22 protein-coding genes and 1 tRNA gene are annotated in these 20,646 nt (G+C 62.6%); 17 read left to right on the top strand and 6 right to left on the bottom strand.

The annotated features are described in order from the left end of the window. Positions 1–38: 38 nt before the first annotated feature. The 6 genes from N8I74_RS16055 to pstS all read right to left on the bottom strand — a co-directional run bounded on the left by N8I74_RS16055 (position 39) and on the right by pstS (position 4,647). On the bottom strand, positions 39–437 hold the full coding sequence (locus N8I74_RS16055) for a rhodanese-like domain-containing protein (RefSeq protein WP_263124131.1): 399 nt from the start codon (positions 435–437) through the stop codon (positions 39–41). 125 nt (positions 438–562) lie between these two features. Further along, the gene (locus N8I74_RS16050; RefSeq protein ID WP_263124130.1) at positions 563–790 is read right to left on the bottom strand and encodes a thioredoxin family protein; all 228 of its coding nucleotides are present in this window, start codon (positions 788–790) and stop codon (positions 563–565) included. 128 nt (positions 791–918) lie between these two features. After that, positions 919–1,683, bottom strand: coding sequence for a phosphate ABC transporter ATP-binding protein PstB (pstB, locus tag N8I74_RS16045; RefSeq protein ID WP_263124129.1), 765 nt, complete (start codon positions 1,681–1,683; stop codon positions 919–921). A gap of 33 nt (positions 1,684–1,716) precedes the next feature. Further along, entirely contained in the window at positions 1,717–2,553 is an 837-nt protein-coding gene (pstA, locus tag N8I74_RS16040; protein WP_263124128.1) for a phosphate ABC transporter permease PstA, read from the bottom strand. A gap of 17 nt (positions 2,554–2,570) precedes the next feature. Next, positions 2,571–3,527 (bottom strand): phosphate ABC transporter permease subunit PstC, encoded by a 957-nt coding sequence (pstC, locus tag N8I74_RS16035; RefSeq protein WP_263124126.1) that lies wholly within the window; start codon positions 3,525–3,527, stop codon positions 2,571–2,573. Positions 3,528–3,612: 85 nt separating this feature from the next. Then, the gene (pstS, locus tag N8I74_RS16030; RefSeq protein ID WP_263124125.1) at positions 3,613–4,647 is read right to left on the bottom strand and encodes a phosphate ABC transporter substrate-binding protein PstS; all 1,035 of its coding nucleotides are present in this window, start codon (positions 4,645–4,647) and stop codon (positions 3,613–3,615) included. A 192-nt stretch (positions 4,648–4,839) separates the two neighbouring features. On the opposite strand from pstS, the gene tpiA reads away from it, so the two are divergent. From tpiA to nuoN, 17 genes are all read left to right on the top strand, one after another. Beyond that, positions 4,840–5,556 (top strand): triose-phosphate isomerase, encoded by a 717-nt coding sequence (gene tpiA, locus N8I74_RS16025; protein ID WP_263124124.1) that lies wholly within the window; start codon positions 4,840–4,842, stop codon positions 5,554–5,556. A 63-nt stretch (positions 5,557–5,619) separates the two neighbouring features. Further along, the gene (gene secG / locus N8I74_RS16020) at positions 5,620–5,946 is read left to right on the top strand and encodes a preprotein translocase subunit SecG (RefSeq protein WP_263124123.1); all 327 of its coding nucleotides are present in this window, start codon (positions 5,620–5,622) and stop codon (positions 5,944–5,946) included. Between the two features lie 31 nt (positions 5,947–5,977). Then, positions 5,978–6,062: transfer RNA gene (locus N8I74_RS16015), tRNA-Leu, on the top strand. A gap of 114 nt (positions 6,063–6,176) precedes the next feature. After that, positions 6,177–6,545, top strand: coding sequence for an NADH-quinone oxidoreductase subunit A (locus N8I74_RS16010; protein ID WP_263124121.1), 369 nt, complete (start codon positions 6,177–6,179; stop codon positions 6,543–6,545). Continuing rightward, a complete protein-coding gene (locus tag N8I74_RS16005; protein ID WP_263124119.1) occupies positions 6,542–7,045 on the top strand; it encodes a NuoB/complex I 20 kDa subunit family protein in 504 nt (167 codons plus the stop codon). The genes N8I74_RS16010 and N8I74_RS16005 overlap by 4 nt, the downstream gene beginning before the upstream one ends. A gap of 13 nt (positions 7,046–7,058) precedes the next feature. Beyond that, the gene (locus N8I74_RS16000; protein WP_408611824.1) at positions 7,059–7,646 is read left to right on the top strand and encodes an NADH-quinone oxidoreductase subunit C; all 588 of its coding nucleotides are present in this window, start codon (positions 7,059–7,061) and stop codon (positions 7,644–7,646) included. Continuing rightward, positions 7,636–8,892 (top strand): NADH-quinone oxidoreductase subunit D, encoded by a 1,257-nt coding sequence (locus N8I74_RS15995; protein ID WP_263124116.1) that lies wholly within the window; start codon positions 7,636–7,638, stop codon positions 8,890–8,892. Before N8I74_RS16000 ends, N8I74_RS15995 begins: the two co-directional genes overlap by 11 nt. After that, positions 8,892–9,365, top strand: a complete 474-nt coding sequence (nuoE, locus tag N8I74_RS15990) for an NADH-quinone oxidoreductase subunit NuoE (protein ID WP_263124115.1) — start codon at positions 8,892–8,894, stop codon at positions 9,363–9,365. The genes N8I74_RS15995 and nuoE overlap by 1 nt, the downstream gene beginning before the upstream one ends. A gap of 1 nt (position 9,366) precedes the next feature. Further along, the gene (nuoF, locus tag N8I74_RS15985; RefSeq protein ID WP_263124113.1) at positions 9,367–10,656 is read left to right on the top strand and encodes an NADH-quinone oxidoreductase subunit NuoF; all 1,290 of its coding nucleotides are present in this window, start codon (positions 9,367–9,369) and stop codon (positions 10,654–10,656) included. Positions 10,657–10,715: 59 nt separating this feature from the next. Then, positions 10,716–13,025, top strand: a complete 2,310-nt coding sequence (nuoG, locus tag N8I74_RS15980) for an NADH-quinone oxidoreductase subunit NuoG (protein ID WP_263124112.1) — start codon at positions 10,716–10,718, stop codon at positions 13,023–13,025. 13 nt (positions 13,026–13,038) lie between these two features. Beyond that, on the top strand, positions 13,039–14,085 hold the full coding sequence (nuoH, locus tag N8I74_RS15975; RefSeq protein ID WP_263124111.1) for an NADH-quinone oxidoreductase subunit NuoH: 1,047 nt from the start codon (positions 13,039–13,041) through the stop codon (positions 14,083–14,085). 11 nt (positions 14,086–14,096) lie between these two features. After that, positions 14,097–14,588: an NADH-quinone oxidoreductase subunit NuoI gene (gene nuoI / locus N8I74_RS15970; RefSeq protein ID WP_263124110.1), complete on the top strand. Its 492-nt coding sequence runs from the start codon at positions 14,097–14,099 to the stop codon at positions 14,586–14,588. Between the two features lie 15 nt (positions 14,589–14,603). Continuing rightward, positions 14,604–15,239, top strand: a complete 636-nt coding sequence (locus tag N8I74_RS15965) for an NADH-quinone oxidoreductase subunit J (RefSeq protein WP_263124109.1) — start codon at positions 14,604–14,606, stop codon at positions 15,237–15,239. Positions 15,240–15,260: 21 nt separating this feature from the next. Then, entirely contained in the window at positions 15,261–15,566 is a 306-nt protein-coding gene (gene nuoK / locus N8I74_RS15960; protein WP_263124108.1) for an NADH-quinone oxidoreductase subunit NuoK, read from the top strand. Between the two features lie 24 nt (positions 15,567–15,590). Further along, positions 15,591–17,630, top strand: a complete 2,040-nt coding sequence (gene nuoL, locus N8I74_RS15955; protein WP_263124107.1) for an NADH-quinone oxidoreductase subunit L — start codon at positions 15,591–15,593, stop codon at positions 17,628–17,630. Positions 17,631–17,662: 32 nt separating this feature from the next. Continuing rightward, positions 17,663–19,165 carry an NADH-quinone oxidoreductase subunit M gene (locus N8I74_RS15950; protein ID WP_263124105.1) on the top strand — a complete coding sequence of 501 codons (1,503 nt, stop codon included), beginning with the start codon at positions 17,663–17,665 and terminating at the stop codon, positions 19,163–19,165. A gap of 29 nt (positions 19,166–19,194) precedes the next feature. Next, a complete protein-coding gene (gene nuoN, locus N8I74_RS15945; RefSeq protein ID WP_263124104.1) occupies positions 19,195–20,646 on the top strand; it encodes an NADH-quinone oxidoreductase subunit NuoN in 1,452 nt (483 codons plus the stop codon).

Here is a 20,646-nt window from a genome sequence, read left to right as displayed (position 1 = left end):
GATGAAAAAAAGCGCCGCGGATCGCGGCGTTTTTTTATTCAGCAGCCGCAGTTGATGCTGCCGACGGTGTCGTGTCCGACCGCGCCAGCAGTGGGATGGCCATCGCGCTTCCACCAGTCCAGGCCACCGATCAATTCCTTGACCGTAAAGCCCAGCTGCGCCAGCCGGTAGGCGCCCTTGGTCGATGCATTGCAGCCGATGCCGTCGCAGTAGCTCACATAGAGTGCGTCGCGATCCATTCCGGCAACGGCATCGGTGTCCATGGCGCGATGCGGCAGATTGATGGCCCCGGGGATGTGCTCGTGCGCATAGGCTTCCCGCGAACGCGCATCGACGATGATGATCCGCTCGGCATTGGCCACGGCCAGCGCCAAGTCGGCGGAGTCGATCTCGTAGGCGAGCTTGTCGGCATAGTGCTGCAATTGTTGTGCGTCCATCCTGGCCTCCCTGGTAGTGAGGTCAGCTTAACCGCCGGATACGCGCCGATCTGCAGACAGCACTGCACGGTATGCTGCATAACAGTTGCGTCTTCCGGCTGGGCAGGGCGCCTGCCGCAGCCCGGTCAGTGACGCCCGAGCCAGCCCAGCACCTCGGCCGGCGTCGGGATATGGCCGCTGCTCACCATCTGGCCGTCGATTGCGATCTCCGGCGGTTCGGTACAATTGAGCGACGCGCAATCGCGGACCGTCTCGATCTCGAATGCCGCGCCGGCCGCCTTGAGCGTCTGGCGCACGACCACCTCGGCGCGATGGCAATAGGTGGTGTTGGGCCCATACACAGTGACACGCATGATGTTCTCCTGCCGGCGGCGGGTACGATGGCACCCGGATGCACCGTTTCCCACCTTATGCCTGGCCGTGTGCCGGTGCACCTTGCGCCGACGAATGCGCCCCCACCCTGGACTGCCCCCGGCACTGCCTAGCCGAACTTGCCGGTGATGTAGTCTTCGGTCGCCTTTTTCTGCGGCATGGTGAAGATACGGTCGGTCTGGCCCACTTCCACCAGCTCGCCCAGGTACATGTAGGCCGTGTAGTCGGACACCCGTGCCGCCTGCTGCATGTTGTGCGTCACGATGGCGATGGTGTAGTCCTGCTTCAGTTCGTGCACCAGCTCCTCGATATGCGCTGTCGAGATCGGATCAAGTGCCGAGGTCGGTTCGTCCAGCAGCAGCACTTCGGGTTTGACCGCCACCGCACGCGCGATGCACAAACGCTGCTGCTGGCCGCCCGACAGCCCAAGGCCCGATTGCCTGAGCTTGTCCTTGGCCTCGTTCCACAGTGCGGCTTTCTGCAGTGCCCACTCCACCCGGTCATCCATATCCGACTTGGAAAGGCGCTCGTAGAGTTTCACGCCGAACGCGATATTGTCGTAGATCGACATCGGGAACGGCGTCGGTTTCTGGAACACCATGCCGACCTTGGCGCGCAGCATGTTCAGGTCGACGCCATTGTCCAGGATGTTGCGGCCGTTCATCACGATCTCACCCTCGGCGCGCAGCTTGGGATAGAGGCCGTACATGCGGTTGAAGGTGCGCAGCAACGTGGACTTGCCGCAACCCGAGGGGCCGATGAAGGCAGTGACCTTGCCTTCGAAGATATCCAGGTTGATGTTCTTCAACGCGTGGAAGTTGCCGTAGTAGAAGTTGAGGTTCTTTACTGCGAGTTTGGTCGTAAGTTCGGTCATGGCGGGTCTCGATGCGCTTGTAGGGCCAGCGCCTTAGTGCTGCGATGGCATACGCACCAGCGTGCGCGCCAGGATATTGATGCCGAGCACGAATACGGCGATCAGCAGCGAGCCGGCCCAGGCCAGTGCGTGCCAATCCTCGTAGGGGCTCATCGCGTATTGGAAGATCACCACCGGCAGGTTGGCCATCGGCTGGTTCATGTTCGAGTAGAACTGGTTGTTCAGCGCGGTGAACAGCAACGGTGCGGTTTCACCCAGGATGCGTGCCACTGCCAGCAATATGCCGGTGAGCACACCGGCCTTGGCGGCGCGCAGGCTGACCAGCAGCACCATCTTCCATTGCGGCGCGCCCAGCGCATACGCGGCCTCACGCATGGTATTGGGCACCAGTCGCAGCATGTTCTCGGTGGTCCGTACCACGACCGGGATCACCAGCAGCGACAGGGCGAAGGCCCCGGCCCAGCCGGAGAAGTGGCCGACCTGGCGCACATACACTTCGTAGATGAACAGACCGATGACGATCGACGGTGCGGACAGCAGGATGTCGTTGATGAAGCGGGTGGTCGGTGCGAGCCAGCCGCGCTGGCCGAATTCGGCAAGGTAGGTGCCTGCCATGATGCCGATCGGCGTCCCGATCAGCGTGCCGGTCCCGGCCATGGCAAGGCTGCCGAGAATGGCGTTGGCCAGCCCCCCCGGGCTGCCCGGCGCGGGCGTGGTCTGGGTGAAGAGGGCGATCGACAATCCGCCCAGCCCGTTCTTCAGCAGGGTGTACAGCAGCCAGAGCAGCCAGAAGAGGCCGAAAGCCATGGCCAGTATCGACAGGGTGAGGCTGATGTAGTTGATGGCGCGTCGGCGCAGGTACAGGTTCATCGGGCGCTTTTCCTTGATCAGGCCTGTGCGCCTTCGCTGCGTCGCAGCCGCAACAGCAGCAGCTTGGAGAGCGAAAGCACGATGAAGGTGATGACGAACAGCAGCAGCCCAAGCTCGATCAATGCCGCGGTATGCAGCTCGCCGGTCGCCTCGGTGAACTCGTTGGCCAGCGTGGCGGCGATCGAGGTGGCCGGGTCGAACAGCGATTCGATCGAACGCTGCGCATTGCCGATCACGAAGGTGACGGCCATGGTTTCGCCCAGTGCCCGCCCGAGACCCAGCATCACGCCGCCGATCACGCCGTTCTTGGTGTACGGCAACACCACATGCCACACCACCTCCCAGGTGGTGCAACCCAGCCCGTAGGCCGATTCCTTGAGCATGGTGGGCACCACTTCGAACACGTCGCGCATCACCGAGGCGATGAACGGGATCACCATGATCGACAGGATGAGGCCCGCAGTGAACATGCCGATGCCCATCGGCGGACCCTGGAACAGCGACCCGATCAGCGGCAGGCCCTCGGTCGCTTCGGCCAGACGGGGCTGGACGTTGTCGGCAAACCAGGGGGCGAATACGAACAGACCCCACATGCCATAGATGATCGACGGCACGCCGGCGAGCAGTTCGATGGCGACGCCGAGCGGGCGGCGTAGCCACACCGGCGATAGCTCGGTCAGGAAGATGGCGATGCCGAAGCTCACCGGCACGCCGATCAGCAGCGCGATCAACGACGACAACAACGTGCCGCGGATCGAGTTCCACCCGCCGAACTGCTCGGTCACCGGGTTCCACTCGTCACTCAGGACGAATCCCACGCCGAACGTCTTGATGGCCGGCAGCGCGCCATAGCATAGCGAGAGCAGGATACCGACGAGCAGCGCCAGGACCAGGAAGGCAAAGAGGCGCGTGGTGCCCATGAAGATGCGATCTTCGGTCTGCTGCCGCTTGAGGCGTTGTTCTTGTGGCGTCATGCGCATCTCCAGGATTGCAACGCAGCAGGAGCCTGCCGGCTCCTGCTGTCTTGGGGGCTGGCGGCCTGTCGCTGGCCGACCCGCATTACTTCCAGACCGGGCTGTTGTTGGTGCCGGTGATCTGCTTCCACGACGTGCGGATCACGTTCTTGACGTTATCGGGCATCGGCACGTAGTCCATCTCCAATGCGGTCTTGTCGCCCTCGCGGAATGCCCAGTCGAAGAACTTGAGCGCTTCGGTGGCCTGTTCGGGCTTGTCCTGCTTCTGTTGCATCAGGATGAAGGTCGCGCCGGTGATCGGCCAGGCATCCTTGCCGGCCTGGTCGGTCAGCACCACGCCAAAGCCGGGCGCGCCCGCCCAGTCGGCCGAGGCGGCCGCAGCCTTGAACGAGGTGTCATCCGGATTGATGAAGCTGCCGGCCTTGTTCTGCAGCAGCACGTGCTTCATCTTGTTCTGCTTGGCGTAGGCGTACTCCACATAGCCGATCGAACCCTTGATCCGTTGCACGTATTGCGCCACACCTTCATTGCCCTTGCCACCCACACCGGTGGGCCATTGTACCGATGCCTCGTTGCCGACCTTGGTCTTCCAGTCGTCCGATACCTTCGAAAGGTAATTGGTGAAGATCCAGGTCGTGCCCGAACCGTCGGCACGATGTACTACGGTGATCGCCTGGTCGGGCAGTTTTGCGGCCGGGTTGGTCCGGGCGATCGCCGGGTCGTTCCATTTCTTGATCTTGCCAAGGAAGATGTCGGCCAGCAGCGTCGGGGTGAGCTTGATCTCGCCGGGTCTGACACTCTCCAGGTTCACCACCGGCACGACGCCGCCCATCACCGTCGGGAACTGCACAAGGCCCGCCTTCGCCAGCTCGGCGCTGCCCAAGGGCTTGTCCGAGGCGCCGAAATCGACCGTCTTGGCGGTGATCTGCTTGATGCCGCCACCCGAACCGATCGATTGATAGTTAAGACCGTTGCCGGTCTTGCCTTTGTATTGTTCGGCCCATTTGGCATAAAGCGGGTAGGGGAAAGTCGCACCGGCGCCGGTGATATCGGCAGCGTTAGCATGGGCCAGCGTGAGGCCAGTGCCGATGGTGACAAGCAAAGTGCGTGCGAACGTCATGGTCTGCTCTCCGGGTGAAGGCGTTCAGGTAATAGGCTTCGCATGCTATCGGCAGCTTGTTTCCGAAATATTACAAGTTCCCTGTTTTGCAACCTCCCGGAAATCAATTGTCTGCCCAACGGGCCTGTGGTTTGACGGAGCATGGGTGTGAGCCTAGAATCGACAGCTTTTGTAAAGAAGGTGCGTGCGCGGATGCCGAAGCAGACGGTGATCGGCAACTGGAAGATGCATGGCAGCATCGGACAGATCCGCTCGGTCGTGCCGGAGCTGGTGCGGGCCGGGCTGGGCGCAAACGTCGCGCTGTGTGTGGCCTATCCCTACCTAGCGCTGGCCAAGTCGATGCTGAGTGAGGCCGAATCGGCGATCCAGCTGGGCGCGCAGGACGTCTGCGAATACCACATCGGCGCCTATACCGGCGAAGTATCGGCCGGCATGCTGGCCGATGTGGGGTGCGAGATGGTCATCGTCGGCCATTCCGAGCGCCGCCGCTACTTCGGCGAGACCAGCGAGACCGCCGCCCGTAAGGTGCGTGCGGCGCTTGATGCAGGCCTGTTGCCTGTTTACTGTGTCGGTGAAACCTTGACGCAGCGCGAAGAGGGCATCGCGCGTGACATCATCGCCGAGGAATTGCAGGTGCTGGCCGGGGTGCCGACCAGCCTGTATGCGGTGGCTTACGAGCCATCCTGGGCAGTGGGCACCGGCGTGGTGGCCACGCCCGAGCAGATCGCCGAGATGCATGCCTTCATCAAGCGCACCCTGAATGCGCGCACCAGGGTGCTTTATGGGGGCAGCGTGAAGGGTGAGAACGCTGGTCAGGTACTGGCGGTCGACGGTGTCGATGGTGTGTTGGTGGGTGGCGCGGCGCTGTCCGCAACCGAGTTTCTGGAGATCTGTCGCGAGGCCGGCTGAGGGCCCGCGGCATTGCAATAAACCCTTATTGGCGCTAAAATGCGCGCCGCCTGAAGAGAGAAGATGGAACTGATTCATAGCTTGGTTTTGGTCGTGAACGTGGTCTCTGCGCTGGCAGTGATCGTGCTTGTGCTGATGCAGCATGGCAAGGGGGCCGACATGGGGGCCGCCTTCGGCAGCGGGTCTGCCGGTAGCCTGTTCGGCGCATCGGGTTCGGCCAATTTCCTGAGTCGCTCCACCGCCGTGGGGGCCACGGTGTTCTTTGCCACCAGTCTTGCGTTGGTGCTGATGACCTCGCCCAAGCAGTCCGCCTCGCTGGGGGTGATGGACGATGTGAAGCAGGAGGCGCCTGCAGCCTCTGCGCCGGCACAAAGCAAGATTCCTGAGTAGGCTTCTCGATCCGGGCGAATTGAAACTGCATGCCGACATGGTGGAATTGGTAGACACGCTATCTTGAGGGGGTAGTGGCTGCGGCCGTGTGAGTTCGAGTCTCACTGTCGGCACCATAACGATTCGATTCAAAGACGCCGGGACCTCCCGGCGTTTTTACGATCGAACGTCATAAATAATAATAATTTTCGACTGCCTTACTTTTTGTTGTCATTTGATCGGGGATCCGAATGCTGCAGAACTATTTCCCCATACTGCTGTTCCTGGCGGTGGGCGTGGTCGTAGGTGTCTTGCCGATGATGCTGGGCTGGGGGGTGAGCAAAGTGCTCGGCACCAGCAGACCGGACCCGGAAAAACTCTCTCCTTACGAGTGCGGCTTCGAGGCCTTCGAAGACGCCCGCATGCAGTTCGACGTGCGGTACTACCTCGTTGCCATCCTGTTCATCCTGTTTGACCTTGAAGTGGCCTTCCTCGTGCCCTGGGCGGTGGTGTTGGAGGACATCGGTCTCTTTGGGTTCCTGTCCATGATGATTTTCCTCGCAGTGCTCGTGGTCGGGTTTGTCTACGAGTGGATGAAAGGCGCGCTGGAGTGGGAATGATGCAAGCTCAAAGCCTCGAAAAAGGATTTATCACCACCACGGTCGATACCGTGGTCAACTGGACCCGCACCGGTTCGCTGTGGCCGATGACCTTCGGGCTCGCCTGTTGCGCGGTCGAGATGATGCACGCGGGTGCCGCGCGCTACGATCTGGACCGTTTCGGCATCGTGTTCCGCCCCAGCCCGCGCCAATCCGATCTGATGATCGTCGCCGGCACGCTGTGCAACAAGATGGCACCGGCGCTGCGCAAGGTCTACGACCAGATGCCCGAGCCGCGCTGGGTGCTTTCGATGGGCTCCTGTGCCAATGGTGGTGGCTACTACCACTACTCGTACTCGGTGGTGCGCGGCTGCGATCGCATCGTCCCGGTCGATGTCTATGTGCCTGGCTGTCCCCCGACTGCCGAGGCGTTGCTCTACGGGCTGATCCAGCTGCAGAACAAGATCAAGCGCACCAATACCATCGCCCGTGGCAAGACGCCCGTGGCGTCGCGCGCCTGAGGTGACCATGACGATGACGCTCAATACCCTGGTCGACACTCTGCGCGCCCAGCTGCCCGCATCCGCCATCGCGTCGCTCAAGGTGGCGCTCGACGAGGTGACCATCGACGTGCCGGCCGCGACCTGGATGGCGACGGCATTGCAGCTGCGCGATGGGTTGCGCTTCGAAAGCGCCCTCGACGTCTGTGGGGTCGACTACAGCGCCTACCGCGACGGCCTGTGGGAAGGGCCGCGCTTTGCCGCCGTCTACCACCTGATTTCCTATGCCCACAATGTGCGCCTACGCGTACGTGTGTATTGCCCCGACGATGACTTCCCGGTGATTCCCAGCATGGTCGAGGTGTGGCCGGGGCTGAACTGGTACGAGCGCGAGGCGTTCGACCTGTTCGGCATCGTGTTCGAAGGGCATCCGGATCTGCGCCGCATCCTGACCGACTACGGCTTCGTCGGCCATCCGTTCCGCAAGGACTTCCCGGTGTCCGGCTACGTCGAGATGCGCTACGACCCCGAGCAGGGTCGGGTGATCTACCAGCCTGTCACCATCGAGCCGCGTGAAGTCACGCCGCGCATCATTCGCGAGGAGAATTACGGTGGCCGCTGAAATCCGTAACTACACGCTGAACTTCGGCCCGCAGCACCCGGCCGCGCACGGTGTGCTGCGTCTGGTGTTGGAACTCGATGGCGAAGTGGTGGAGCGCGCCGACCCGCATATCGGCCTGTTGCATCGCGCCACCGAGAAGCTGGCCGAAACCAAGACCTTCATCCAGTCGCTGCCATACATGGACCGCCTCGACTATGTGTCGATGATGTCCAACGAGCACGCCTATGTGATGGCGATCGAAAAGCTCGCCGGCATCCAGGTGCCGGTGCGCGCGCAATACATCCGGGTGATGTTCGACGAGATCACCCGCATCCTGAACCACCTGATGTGGATCGGCGCGCACGGCCTTGATTGCGGCGCGATGACCGTCTTCCTGTATGCCTTCCGCGAGCGCGAAGACCTGATGGACTGCTACGAGGCGGTGTCAGGCGCGCGCATGCATGCGGCCTACTACCGTCCGGGCGGTGTCTACCGCGACCTGCCCGAGGTGATGCCCAAGTACCAGGCCTCCAAGGTGCGCAATGCCGACGCGATCAGGAGGCTCAACAGCAACCGCGAAGGTTCGCTGCTCGACTTCATAGAGGATTTCACCAAGCGCTTCCCGACCTATGTCGACGAGTACGAGACGCTGCTCACCGACAACCGTATCTGGAAGCAGCGCACGGTGGGCATCGGCGTGCTGACGCCCGAGCGCGCGATGGCGCTGGGCCTGACCGGGCCGATGCTGCGTGGTTCGGGGGTGCAGTGGGATCTGCGCAAGAAGCAGCCCTACGAAGTGTACGACCAGCTCGATTTCGACATCCCGATCGGCAGGAATGGCGACTGCTACGACCGTTACCTGGTCCGCATCGAGGAAATGCGCCAATCCAATCGCATCGTCAAGCAGTGTGTGGATTGGCTGCGCCAGAACCCAGGCCCGGTGATCGTGGACGATCACAAGGTGGCGCCGCCCTCGCGCCTGGATATGAAATCCAACATGGAAGAGCTGATCCACCACTTCAAGCTCTTCACTGAAGGCATGCACGTGCCCGAAGGCGAGGCCTATGCCGCCGTCGAGCACCCGAAGGGCGAATTCGGCATCTACATGGTGTCCGATGGCGCCAACAAGCCATACCGCCTGAAGATCCGCGCCCCGGGGTTCGCGCATCTGGCCGCCCTTGACGAGATGGCGCGCGGCCACATGCTGGCCGACGTGGTCGCCATCATCGGCACGCAGGACATCGTTTTTGGGGAGATCGACCGCTAATGCTTACCCCGGAATCCCTCGCGCAAATCGACCGGGAACTCGCGAAGTACCCGGCGGACCAGCGCCGCAGCGCGACGATGAGCGCTCTGCGCATCGCCCAGACCGAGCACCGCTGGCTGACCAATGAACTGATCGAGTACGTGGCGAGCTACATCGGCATCGCCCCGGTGGCGGCCTACGAGGTCGCTACCTTCTACAACATGTTCGACCGCAAGCCGGTGGGGCGACACAAGCTCACCGTCTGCACCAATCTGCCCTGTGCCCTCTCCGGCGGCGCTGACGCCGGCAGATACCTGCAGCAGAAGCTGGGTGTCGGCTATGGCGAGACCACCGAGGACGGGCGTTTCACTCTGGTGGAAGGCGAATGCATGGGCGCCTGTGGCTATGCACCGGTGATGCTGGTGAACAACCACACCATGTGCAACCACATGACGCCCGAGGCGATCGACAAGAAACTGGCGGAGCTCGAATAACATGACCGTATACGTGAAGGGCGTCGTGTTCGAGGGCGTCGATTTCGACGATCCGAACAGCTGGAAGATCGACGCTTACATGGCCCGTGGCGGTTACGCCGCGCTCAAGAAGATCCTGCAGGGGGGCATGACGCAGGACGAGATCATCGCCGAGATGAAGACCTCCAGCCTGCGTGGCCGTGGCGGCGCGGGCTTTCCCACCGGGTTGAAGTGGTCGTTCATGCCGCGCAACTTCCCCGGTCAGAAGTACCTGGTGTGCAACACCGACGAAGGCGAGCCGGGCACCTTCAAGGACCTGGACATCATCGTCAACAATCCGCATGCGCTGATCGAAGGCATGATCATCGGCGGGTTCGCGATGGGTATCACCGTCGGGTACAACTACATCCATGGAGAGGTGTTCGAAGCCTATGAGCGTTTCGAGGCCGCGCTGGAAGAGGCACGCGCCGCGGGCTTTCTCGGCGACAACATCCTCGGCACGAATTTCTGTTTCCAGCTGCACGGGCACCATGGCTATGGCGCCTACATCTGCGGCGAGGAGACCGCGCTGCTGGAGTCGCTCGAGGGCAAGAAGGGGCAGCCGCGCTTCAAGCCGCCGTTCCCGGCCAGTTTCGGCCTCTATGGCAAGCCGACCACCATCAACAACACCGAGACCTTCGCCTCGGTGCCATACATCATCCGCGAAGGCGGGCAGAAGTTCCTCGAACTTGGCAAGCCCAACAACGGTGGCACCAAGCTCTTTTCGGTCTCCGGCCATGTCAATCGTCCTGGCAACTACGAGATCCCGCTCGGCACGCCATTCCCGGAGCTGCTGGAGATGTGCGGCGGCATGCGCGGCGGCAAGAAGCTCAAGGCGGTGATTCCCGGCGGTTCGTCCGCCCCGGTGTTGCCGGCCGACATCATGATGCAATGCACGATGGACTACGACTCGATCGCCAAGGCCGGTTCGATGCTGGGCTCGGGCGCGGTGATCGTGATGGATGAGACCGTCTGCATGGTCAAGGCGCTGGAGCGTCTGTCGTACTTCTATTTCGAAGAATCGTGCGGCCAATGCACGCCGTGCCGCGAAGGCACCGGCTGGCTGTACCGCGTGGTGCATCGCATCGAACACGGCGAGGGCCGTCCGGAGGACCTGGACCTGCTGTTGTCGGTGGGGGCCAATATCGCCGGGCGCACCATCTGCGCGCTGGGCGATGCCGCGGTGATGCCGGTCCAGGGGATGCTCAAGCATTTCCGTGCTGAATTCGAACACCACATCGAACACAAGAACTGCCTGGTGCCCGGCTACTGAATCGCGCCGGGCGGCTTTCTCGGGTTCGCCAAAGACTTTGCAATTGGGATCGAATCGATATGCTCGAAATCGAAATCGACGGTAAGAAACTGACAGTGCCGGGCGGCAGCACGGTGATGGACGCGGCCAATTCGGTCGGCGTGCACATCCCGCATTTCTGCTACCACAAGAAACTGTCGATCGCGGCCAACTGCCGCATGTGCCTCGTGCAGGTGGAAAAGGCCCCCAAGCCACTGCCGGCCTGTGCCACGCCCGTCACCGACGGGATGAAGGTCTACACCCACTCCGACATGGCGGTGAAGGCGCAGAAGGGGGTGATGGAGTTCCTGCTGATCAACCATCCGCTCGACTGCCCGATCTGTGACCAGGGTGGCGAATGCCAGTTGCAGGATCTCGCGGTCGGCTATGGCCAATCCTCGTCCCGCTACGAAGAAGAAAAGCGGGTGGTGCCCAACAAGAACCTGGGCCCATTGATCTCCACCGACATGACGCGCTGCATCCATTGCAGCCGCTGCGTGCGTTTCACCGAAGAGATCGCCGGCTACCAGGAGCTGGGCATGCCCGGCCGCGGCGAGCACACCGAGGTGATGACCTTCATCGGCAAGACCGTCGATTCGGAAATCTCCGGCAATGTGATCGATCTGTGCCCGGTCGGCGCGCTGACCAGCAAGCCGTTCCGCTACAGCGCCCGTACCTGGGAATTGTCGCGCCGCAAGTCGGTCAGCCCGCACGATGGCCTGGGTGCCAACCTCGTGGTCCAGGTCAAGGATCACCGGGTCAAGCGCGTGCTGCCGCTGGAAAACGAAGCGATCAACGAATGCTGGATCGCCGACCGTGACCGCTTCAGCTACGAAGCGCTCAATTCGGAGGAGCGTCTCACCCGTCCGTTGATCAAGCAGGGCGGCGTGTGGCAGGAGGCCGATTGGCAGACCGCGCTCGAATACGTGGTCAATGGCTTGAAGGATATCGTCGCCAACCATGGCGCCGACAGCATCGCCGCGGTCGCGACCGAGCACGCCACCGTCGAAGAGCTGTATCTGCTCAAGCAACTGTTCGCCGGTCTGGGCAGCCAGAATGTCGAGGCCCGGCTGCGAGCCGCCGACTTCAGCCTCAAGACCCAGGGCGTGACCTGGCTGGGGCAGTCCGTTGTCGACTTCGTCGGCAGCGAGGCGGTGCTGGTGGTCGGTTCCACGTTGCGCAAGGAGCAGCCGCTGCTGGCGCAGCGTCTGCGTCAGGCGGTGAAGAAGGGTGCCCGGCTGTTGATGGTCAACCCGCATGCCGACGATCTGCTGACCACGTTGGCCGGTCAACTGGTGGTGCGCCCGGATCAACTGGTCGAAGGGGTGCTGGCGGTGCTCAAGGCCGTGGCCGAGACCCGCGGCACCGCCATCCCGGCACACATCGACCTTGCCGGTGTCGAGGTCACCGAGGCCGCGCGCGCTGTCGCCGCGACCTTCGAGGGCAAGGAAAGGGCCGCCATCGTGCTGGGCAACCTGGCACAGCAGCATCCCCGTTACGCCGAGTTGTACGCTGCCGCCGCTGCACTCGCCGACGCGCTCGGCGCCAAGCTGGGCGTGCTGGCCACCGCAGCCAACGCCGTCGGGGCGCAGCTGGTCGGTGCCACCGGTGCCGGCAATCTGTTCGCCCGGCCCAGGAAGGCTTACGTGCTGCTCAACGCCGAGGTCGAATTCGATACCGCCAACGGTGCCGAGGCGCTGGCCGCGGTGCAGGGCGCGGACATGGTCGTCGCACTCTCCAGCTTCGGCAGCTGCGCACTGGAGCACGCCGACGTGATCCTGCCGGTGTCGCCGTTCTCCGAGACCGCCGGCACCTTCGTCAACATGGAAGGGGTGGCACAGAGCTTCAACGGCGTGGTGCGTCCGCTTGGCGAGACCCGGCCGGCCTGGAAGGTGTTGCGGGTGCTCGGCAATCTGCTCGGCCTTGAGAACTTCAACTTCAACAGCTCCGAGGAAGTGCGCGATCTGGCGCTGACCGGTGATCTGACCGCCAGGCTGTCCAACGCGCTGGCCACGCCGGTGCCCGTCAAGGCGCAGGTTGCAGGCGGCCTCGTGCGGCTCGGTGAAGTGCCGATCTACCAGCTCGACATGCTGACCCGTCGTGCCCCGGCGCTGCAGGCCACCACCGACGCGCAGGTCGCAAGCTGCCTGAAGGCCAATGCTGCGACGCTCGCGAAGCTCGGTCTGTCGGTGGGCGGCAAGGCCCAGGTGAAGCAGGGCGAGGGCGTTGCCACGCTCGATGTCGCACTGGACGACGGCCTGCTGGACGACGTGCTGCGCGTACCGGCCAACCACCCGCTCACGCGCGCACTGGGTGCCTTCATCGGCCCGGTCGGCGCGGCCCAGGCATAAGGACGACGACACGATGGAACTGTTGCAAAGCTATCTGGGCGCCGAGTTGGGCTATGTGGTGTGGACGCTGCTCAAGATCGTCTGCATCGTCGCGCCGCTGATGGGCGCGGTGGCCTACCTGACGCTGGCCGAGCGCAAGGTGATCGGCTACATGCAGATCCGGATCGGTCCCAACCGCGTCGGACCCTTCGGGCTGCTGCAGCCGATCGCCGACGGCGTGAAGCTGTTGCTCAAGGAGATCATCGCCCCTTCGGCGTCGAGCAAGGGCCTGTTCTTCCTGGCCCCGGTCTGGGTGCTGGTGCCGGCGCTGGCCGCCTGGGCCGTGGTGCCGTTCTACCCGGGCTTCGTGCTCGCCGATGTGAACGTGGGGCTGCTGTACGTAATGGCCATCACCTCGATGGGCGTGTACGGCGTGATCCTGGCCGGCTGGGCATCGAACTCCAAGTACGCCTTCCTTGGCGCGATGCGCGCCGCGGCGCAGGTGATCTCGTATGAGCTGGCGATGGGCTTCGCGCTGATCGGCGTGATCATGGTGTCCGGCTCGCTCAACCTCACCGAGATCGTGAACCAGCAGGGGCAGGGCATCGCTGGCGGCTCGATCCTGAGCTGGAACCTGATCCCGCTGATGCCGCTGTTCGTTGTCTACTTCATCGCTGGCGTGGCCGAAACCAACCGTGCGCCGTTCGATGTGACCGAGGGCGAATCCGAGATCGTCGCCGGTCACATGATCGAATACTCGGGCATGAGCTTCGCGCTGTTCTTCCTTGCCGAATACGCGAACATGATCCTGATCTCGGCGCTGACCTCGGTGATGTTCCTCGGCGGCTGGCTGAGCCCGTTCCCGGCGAGCTGGGGTTTCCTCGGCGCCCCGAGCTTCCTGTGGTGGGTGCTCAAGGTCGCCTTCATGCTGTTCTGCTTCCTGTGGTTCCGCGCCACCTTCCCGCGCTATCGCTATGACCAGTTGATGCGCCTCGGTTGGAAGATCTTCATCCCGGTCACGCTGGTGTGGATCATCTTCGTCGGCGCCTGGATGCAGACCCCGTTGTCGCTGTGGAAGTAAGGATCCGAGCCATGGAACGAATCAATCATTTCTTCAAGACCTTCCTGCTCGTCGAGCTGGTCAAGGGCCTGATGCTCACCGGGCGCCACTTCTTCCAGCGCAAGATCACGGTGCAGTTCCCGGAAGAGAAGACACCGCTCAGCCCGCGCTTTCGCGGCCTGCATGCGCAGCGCCGCTACGCCAACGGCGAAGAGCGCTGCATCGCCTGCAAACTGTGCGAGGCGGTGTGTCCGGCACTGGCGATCACCATCGAGTCGGAAGCGCGCGAAGACGACAACACCCGTCGTACCACCCGCTACGACATCGATCTGACCAAGTGCATCTTCTGCGGCTTCTGCGAGGAAGCCTGTCCGGTCGACGCCATCGTCGAGACGCACATCCTCGAATACCACGGCGAGAAGCGCGGCGATCTCTATTACACCAAGCCCATGCTGCTGGCCATCGGCGACAAGTATGAACCCGAGATCGCAGCGCGCAAGGCGGCCGACGCCAAGTACCGCTAAGCACAGGAATCCGCCATGACCGAAGTCCTTTTCTATGCGTTCAGCGCTGTGCTGCTGTTTGCCGGCCTGATGGTGATCACCGCCAAGAACCCGGTGCACGCCGCGCTCTATCTCGTATTGTCGTTCTTCACCGGCGCCATGCTGTGGATGCTGATGCAGGCCGAATTCCTCGCCGTCTCGCTGATCGTCGTCTACGTCGGCGCGGTGATGGTGCTGTTCCTCTTTGTGGTGATGATGCTCGACATCAACTTCGAGGAGCTGCGCAAGGGGTTCTGGAAGTTCGTGCCGGTCGCCTCGGTGGTCGCGGTGCTGATGGCCGCGGAGATGGTGGCCATCCTGCTGCATCCGGCCGCCCAGCTGCCGGGCGCCCAATTGACCGAGCCCGCTCCCGGCTACAGCAATGTGCGTGAACTGGGTGTGCAGATCTACACCACCTACTTCCTGCCGTTCCAGCTGGCCGCGGCGCTGTTGCTGGTGGGGATGATCGCCGCCATCGCGCTCACGCTCAGAAAGCGCAAGCAGACCAAGTACCTGAACCCGGCCGACCAGATCAAGGTGGGGCGCGACGAGCGCGTGCGTCTTGTCAAGATGGCGCCCGAAGCCAGGCCGTCGTTCGAGCCGCCCAAGCCCGACGGCGAGCAGCAGACCTGATCCGGATAAAAGGAATCCCTTGTGCTGACACTCAACCACTATCTGGTGCTGGCGGCGATCCTGTTCGCGATCTCCGTGTTCGGCATCTTCATGAACCGCAAGAACCTGATCGTGCTGCTGATGGCGATCGAATTGATGCTGCTCGCGGTCAACATGAACTTCATCGCGTTCTCGCAGTTCATGGGCGACTCGGCCGGCCAGATCTTCGTGTTCTTCATCCTCACCGTGGCGGCGGCCGAATCGGCCATCGGCCTCGCGATCCTGGTCGTGCTGTTCCGTAACCTGCGCTCGATCAACGTCAGAGACCTTGATCACCTCAAGGGCTAACCGGAAAACATACGGGTATACGCAATGGACATGAAAACAATCTACCTGCTGATTCCGCTTGCGCCCTTGTTCGGTGCCATCCTCGCGGGTCTCTTCGGCTGGGCTATCGGCCGGCGCGCCGCGCACTGCGTCACCATCGGTGGCGTCGCGGTCTCGTTCGCGCTTTCCGCCTATGTGCTCAACCACCTGCTGTCGGGCGGGCAACCGTACAACGGCACCATCTACACCTGGCTGAGCATCAACGGCATCGATTTCAACGTCGGCTTCCTGGTCGACACCCTCACCGCGATGATGATGTGCGTGGTCACCTTCGTCTCGCTGATGGTGCACATCTACACCATTGGCTACATGCACGAGGACCCGGGCTACCAGCGCTTCTTCAGCTACATCTCGCTGTTCACCTTCTCGATGCTGATGCTGGTGATGGCGAACAACTTCGTGCAGCTGTTCTTCGGCTGGGAAGCGGTGGGCCTCGTCTCCTACCTGTTGATCGGCTTCTGGTTCAAGCGCCCGACCGCCACCTTCGCCAACCTCAAGGCCTTCCTGGTCAACCGCGTCGGTGATTTCGGCTTCCTCCTGGGCATCGGACTCGTGCTCGCCTACTTCGGCAGCCTCGACTATGCCGAGGTGTTCGCCCGGGCACCGGAGCTCAAGGACACCACCATCACGCTGTGGACCGGCCATACCTGGTCGTTGATGGCCGTGACCTGCATCCTGCTGTTCGTCGGCGCGATGGGCAAGTCGGCGCAGTTCCCGCTGCACGTGTGGCTGCCGGACTCGATGGAAGGCCCGACCCCGATCTCGGCGCTGATCCACGCGGCGACCATGGTCACCGCCGGCATCTTCATGGTGGCACGCATGTCGCCGATGTTCGAGCTGTCGGACACCGCACTCAACTTCGTGCTGGTGATCGGCGCCATCACCGCGCTGTTCATGGGGCTGCTTGGCATCATCCAGAACGACATCAAGCGCGTCGTGGCCTATTCCACGCTGTCGCAGCTTGGCTACATGACCGTGGCACTGGGCGCGTCGGCCTATTCGGTCGCCGTGTTCCACCTGATGACCCATGCCTTCTTCAAGGCACTGCTGTTCCTGGCGGCAGGCTCGGTGATCATCGGCATGCATCACGATCAGGACATCCGCAACATGGGCGGCCTGCGCAAGTACATGCCCATCACCTGGCTCACCTCGCTGATCGGCTCGCTGGCGCTGATCGGCACGCCGTTCCTGTCGGGTTTCTATTCCAAGGATTCGATCATCCTCGCCGTTGGCGCATCGACGTTGCCGGGGGCCGGCTTTGCCTACTTCGCCGTGGTGGCCGGTGTGTTCGTGACCGCGTTCTACTCGTTCCGGATGTATTTCCTGGTGTTCCACGGCAAGGAGCGCTGGATGGCGGCCAAGCATGGCCATGATCACCACCACGATGACCATGGCGATGACCACCATCACGGCCTCGGCCCGAACGACAAGCCGCACGAGTCGCCCTGGGTGGTGACGCTGCCGCTGGTGCTGCTGGCCATCCCGTCGGTGCTGATCGGTGGCCTGGCAATGGCGCCGATGCTGGCGGGCGGCTTCTTCAACGGTGTGATCTTCGTCGATGGCGGAGCGCACAAGGCGATGCAGGCCGTGGCCCACCACGCGCACGACGCCCTTGCCATGGGGACGCATGCCTTTGCCACGCTGCCGTTCTGGCTGGCCGCCGCCGGTGTCGCCGCCGCCTACCTGTTCTACATGCTCAAACCTGCGCTGCCACAGCTTTTCGACCGCGTCTTCAGTGCGATCGGCGTAAGGAAGCTGCTTGAGCAGAAGTACTACATGGATCACCTGTACATCAACGGTTTTGCGGCCCTGGGCCGTGGCCTTGGCACCGTGCTGTGGAAGGTGGGCGATGCGCTGCTGATCGACGGACTGATGGTCAACGGCTCCGCCAGGGTGGTCGGATTCTTCGCCAACGTGATGCGCCGTCTGCAGACGGGATACATCTACCACTACGCCTTCGCCATGATCCTTGGCGCGATCGCGTTGCTGACGTGGTGGCTGGGCGGCGTGGCGCTGCCACGGTGATGCTCGGATTAAATAGAGAACAAAGGTAGATTATGACGGGACATCTTCTGAGCTATGCGATCTGGGTGCCGATTGTTGCCGGCCTGATCGTGCTCGCCGCAGGCGGGGACAAGCACGCAGGCGTGCAGCGTTGGCTGGCGCTGGCGGGTGCCTTGGCCGGGTTCCTGGTGACCATTCCGCTGTACACCGGCTTTGACGTGCACAACGCCGGCATGCAGTTCGAGGAAATGCGGCCCTGGATCGACAGCTTCAACATCAACTACCACCTCGGCGTCGATGGTCTGTCGGTCTGGTTCGTGATCCTGAATGCCTTCACCACGCTGATGGTGGTACTGGCGGGCTGGCAGGTGATCCAGGAGCGGGTCGGTCAGTACATGGCGGCCTTCCTCATCATGTCCGGCCTGATCAATGGTGCCTTTGCCGCACTCGATGCCATCCTGTTCTACGTGTTCTTCGAGGCGATGCTGATCCCGATGTACCTGGTGATCGGCATCTGGGGCGGTCCGCGCCGGGTGTATGCGTCGATCAAGTTCTTCCTGTACACCTTCCTCGGCTCGCTGCTGACGCTGGTGGCCTTCATCTACCTGTACTACCAGTCCGGCGGCAGCTTCGAGATCGCCGAGTATCAGCGGCTGCCGCTGACCATGACTGCGCAGACGCTGGTGCTGGTGGCCTTCTTCTTCGCCTTTGCGGTCAAGGTGCCGATGTGGCCGGTGCACACCTGGCTGCCCGATGCCCACGTCGAGGCGCCCACCGGCGGCTCGATGGTGCTGGCGGCGATCACGCTCAAGCTTGGCGCCTACGGTTTCCTGCGTTTTGCGTTGCCGATCGCGCCGGATGCGAGCCGCGAATATGCGTGGGTGTTCGTGCTGCTGTCGCTGGTGGCCGTGGTCTACATCGGCTTCGTCGCGCTGGTGCAGACCGATATGAAGAAGCTCGTCGCCTATTCGTCGATCTCGCACATGGGCTTCGTGACACTGGGTTTCTTCATGTTCGCCCAGGGCACCCAGCTCAACCCGTTCGCAGTGGAAGGTGCGATCGTGCAGATGATCTCGCACGGCTTCGTCTCGGCCGCGATGTTCTTCTCGATCGGTGTGATGTACGACCGCGTGCACAGCCGCAAGATCGCCGACTACGGCGGCGTGGCCAACAAGATGCCGATCTTCGCCAGCTTCTTCATGCTGTTCGCCATGGCCAATGCCGGCCTGCCGGGTACCAGCGGCTTCGTCGGCGAATTCTTCGTCGTGCTCGGCGCAGTGCAGGTCAACTTCTGGTACGCGGTACTGGCCGCCACCACGCTGATCTTCGGCGCGGCCTATACGCTGTGGATGTACAAGCGGGTGATCTTCGGCGAGGTGGCCAATGACCATGTGGCGCATCTGTCGGACGTGAATCCACGTGAATTCCTGGTGCTGACGGTGCTTGCGGTCGCCGTGCTCGGCATGGGCCTGTACCCGAAGCCGTTCACCGACCTGATGCACTTCTCGGTCAACGATCTGATCTGGCATGTATCGCAGACCAAGCTGCCCCAATAACGGATTGAAAGAATCAAAGGGTTGAAAGCATGACCTGGACCAGTCTCAACGCCTGGGTGGCGACGCCGGAAATCTTCCTGTTCTGTGCCACTTGCGCCATCCTGCTGATCGATCTGTTCGTCAGCGATGCCAAGCGTGGCCTCACCCACGCCCTCTCGCTTGCCACGCTCGCGGTCACCGGCTATCTGCTGTGGCGCGGTTATCATCCCGCGCCGCTCTATGGCTTCAGCGACATGTTCGTCAATGACGCCATCGCGTCGATCTCCAAGATCGGGATGGTGATCGGCGTCGCCCTGGTGCTGATCTATGGACGCAGCTACGCGGCGGATCGCGGGATCTTCAAAGGCGAGCTCTACTCGCTGACGCTGTTCTCGCTGCTGGGCATGATGGTGATGGCCTCGGCGATCAACCTGCTGGTGCTGTACGTCGGCCTTGAACTGCTGTCGCTGTCGCTGTACGCGCTGGTGGCGCTGCGCCGCGATTCGGTGCAGGCGACCGAGGCCGCGATGAAGTACTTCGTGCTCGGCGCATTGGCCTCCGGCATGCTGCTCTACGGCATGTCGATGCTGTATGGCGCCACCGGCAGCCTCAACGTGCTTGAGATCGGGCAACGCATCCTGATGCGCGAAGGCAACGAGCTTCTCGCCGTGTTCGGCCTGGTGTTCATCGTCACCGGCCTTGCATTCAAGCTTGGTGCCGTCCCGTTCCATATGTGGGTGCCGGATGTGTACCAGGGTTCGCCCACGCCGATCACCCAACTGATCGGCTCGGCACCCAAGCTTGCGGCGTTCGCCTTCATGATCCGGCTGCTTGCGCAGGCGCTGGAAGGCTTCGCCCCGGATTGGCGCGGCATGCTGATCGTACTGGCGGTGCTCTCGCTGGCGCTGGGCAACCTTACCGCCATCGCGCAGACCAATATCAAGCGGATGTTCGCCTACTCCACCATCTCGCACATGGGCTTTCTGCTGCTGGGCCTGCTGGTGGCAAGCCCGGTCGGCTATGCCGCGGCCTTCTTCTACGCGATGACCTACATGCTGACCGCCGCTGCCGGCTTCGGCGTGGTGATGCTGCTGGCGCGGGAAGGCTTCGAAGCCGACCAGCTCGATGACTACAAGGGCCTTGCCAAGCGCCATCCGTGGTTTGCCGGCATGCTGCTGCTGGTGATGTTCTCGATGGCCGGCGTGCCGGTGTTCGTCGGTTTCTTCGCCAAGCTGGCCGTGCTCAAGGTCGTGGTCAATCTGGGCCTGGTATGGCTGGCGGTGTTTGCGGTGCTGATGTCGCTGATCGGTGGGTTCTACTATCTGCGCGTGGTCAAGCTGATGTATTTCGATGAGCCGGCCGGACAGGTTACCGTGTCGGGCAGCATCACCAGTCGCGTCGTACTGTCGCTCAATTGCCTTGCACTGCTCGGGCTGGGTCTGGCGCCCAATTGGCTGCTGTCGACGCTGACCGATGCCGTGGTGTTCTCGCTGCCGCTCTGA

Origin of the sequence: Chitiniphilus purpureus (assembly GCF_025642115.1) — a bacterium.
GTDB lineage: Bacteria > Pseudomonadota > Gammaproteobacteria > Burkholderiales > Chitinibacteraceae > Chitiniphilus > Chitiniphilus purpureus.
The sequence above is the reverse complement of the archived record's forward strand: the minus strand, read 5'-3'. Positions and strand labels throughout refer to the sequence as shown.

Excerpts from the sequence above, each read along its gene's own strand:
- N8I74_RS16055 (WP_263124131.1), bottom strand. The coding sequence starts at position 437 with ATGGACGCACAACAATTGCAGCACTATGCCGACAAGCTCGCCTACGAG.
- N8I74_RS16050 (WP_263124130.1), bottom strand. The coding sequence starts at position 790 with ATGCGTGTCACTGTGTATGGGCCCAACACCACCTATTGCCATCGCGCC.
- pstB (WP_263124129.1), bottom strand. The coding sequence starts at position 1,683 with ATGACCGAACTTACGACCAAACTCGCAGTAAAGAACCTCAACTTCTAC.
- pstA (WP_263124128.1), bottom strand. The coding sequence starts at position 2,553 with ATGAACCTGTACCTGCGCCGACGCGCCATCAACTACATCAGCCTCACC.
- pstC (WP_263124126.1), bottom strand. The coding sequence starts at position 3,527 with ATGACGCCACAAGAACAACGCCTCAAGCGGCAGCAGACCGAAGATCGC.
- pstS (WP_263124125.1), bottom strand. The coding sequence starts at position 4,647 with ATGACGTTCGCACGCACTTTGCTTGTCACCATCGGCACTGGCCTCACG.
- tpiA (WP_263124124.1), top strand. The coding sequence starts at position 4,840 with ATGCCGAAGCAGACGGTGATCGGCAACTGGAAGATGCATGGCAGCATC.
- secG (WP_263124123.1), top strand. The coding sequence starts at position 5,620 with ATGGAACTGATTCATAGCTTGGTTTTGGTCGTGAACGTGGTCTCTGCG.
- N8I74_RS16010 (WP_263124121.1), top strand. The coding sequence starts at position 6,177 with ATGCTGCAGAACTATTTCCCCATACTGCTGTTCCTGGCGGTGGGCGTG.
- N8I74_RS16005 (WP_263124119.1), top strand. The coding sequence starts at position 6,542 with ATGATGCAAGCTCAAAGCCTCGAAAAAGGATTTATCACCACCACGGTC.
- N8I74_RS16000 (WP_408611824.1), top strand. The coding sequence starts at position 7,059 with ATGACGCTCAATACCCTGGTCGACACTCTGCGCGCCCAGCTGCCCGCA.
- nuoE (WP_263124115.1), top strand. The coding sequence starts at position 8,892 with ATGCTTACCCCGGAATCCCTCGCGCAAATCGACCGGGAACTCGCGAAG.
- nuoF (WP_263124113.1), top strand. The coding sequence starts at position 9,367 with ATGACCGTATACGTGAAGGGCGTCGTGTTCGAGGGCGTCGATTTCGAC.
- nuoG (WP_263124112.1), top strand. The coding sequence starts at position 10,716 with ATGCTCGAAATCGAAATCGACGGTAAGAAACTGACAGTGCCGGGCGGC.
- nuoH (WP_263124111.1), top strand. The coding sequence starts at position 13,039 with ATGGAACTGTTGCAAAGCTATCTGGGCGCCGAGTTGGGCTATGTGGTG.
- nuoI (WP_263124110.1), top strand. The coding sequence starts at position 14,097 with ATGGAACGAATCAATCATTTCTTCAAGACCTTCCTGCTCGTCGAGCTG.
- N8I74_RS15965 (WP_263124109.1), top strand. The coding sequence starts at position 14,604 with ATGACCGAAGTCCTTTTCTATGCGTTCAGCGCTGTGCTGCTGTTTGCC.
- nuoL (WP_263124107.1), top strand. The coding sequence starts at position 15,591 with ATGGACATGAAAACAATCTACCTGCTGATTCCGCTTGCGCCCTTGTTC.
- N8I74_RS15950 (WP_263124105.1), top strand. The coding sequence starts at position 17,663 with ATGACGGGACATCTTCTGAGCTATGCGATCTGGGTGCCGATTGTTGCC.
- nuoN (WP_263124104.1), top strand. The coding sequence starts at position 19,195 with ATGACCTGGACCAGTCTCAACGCCTGGGTGGCGACGCCGGAAATCTTC.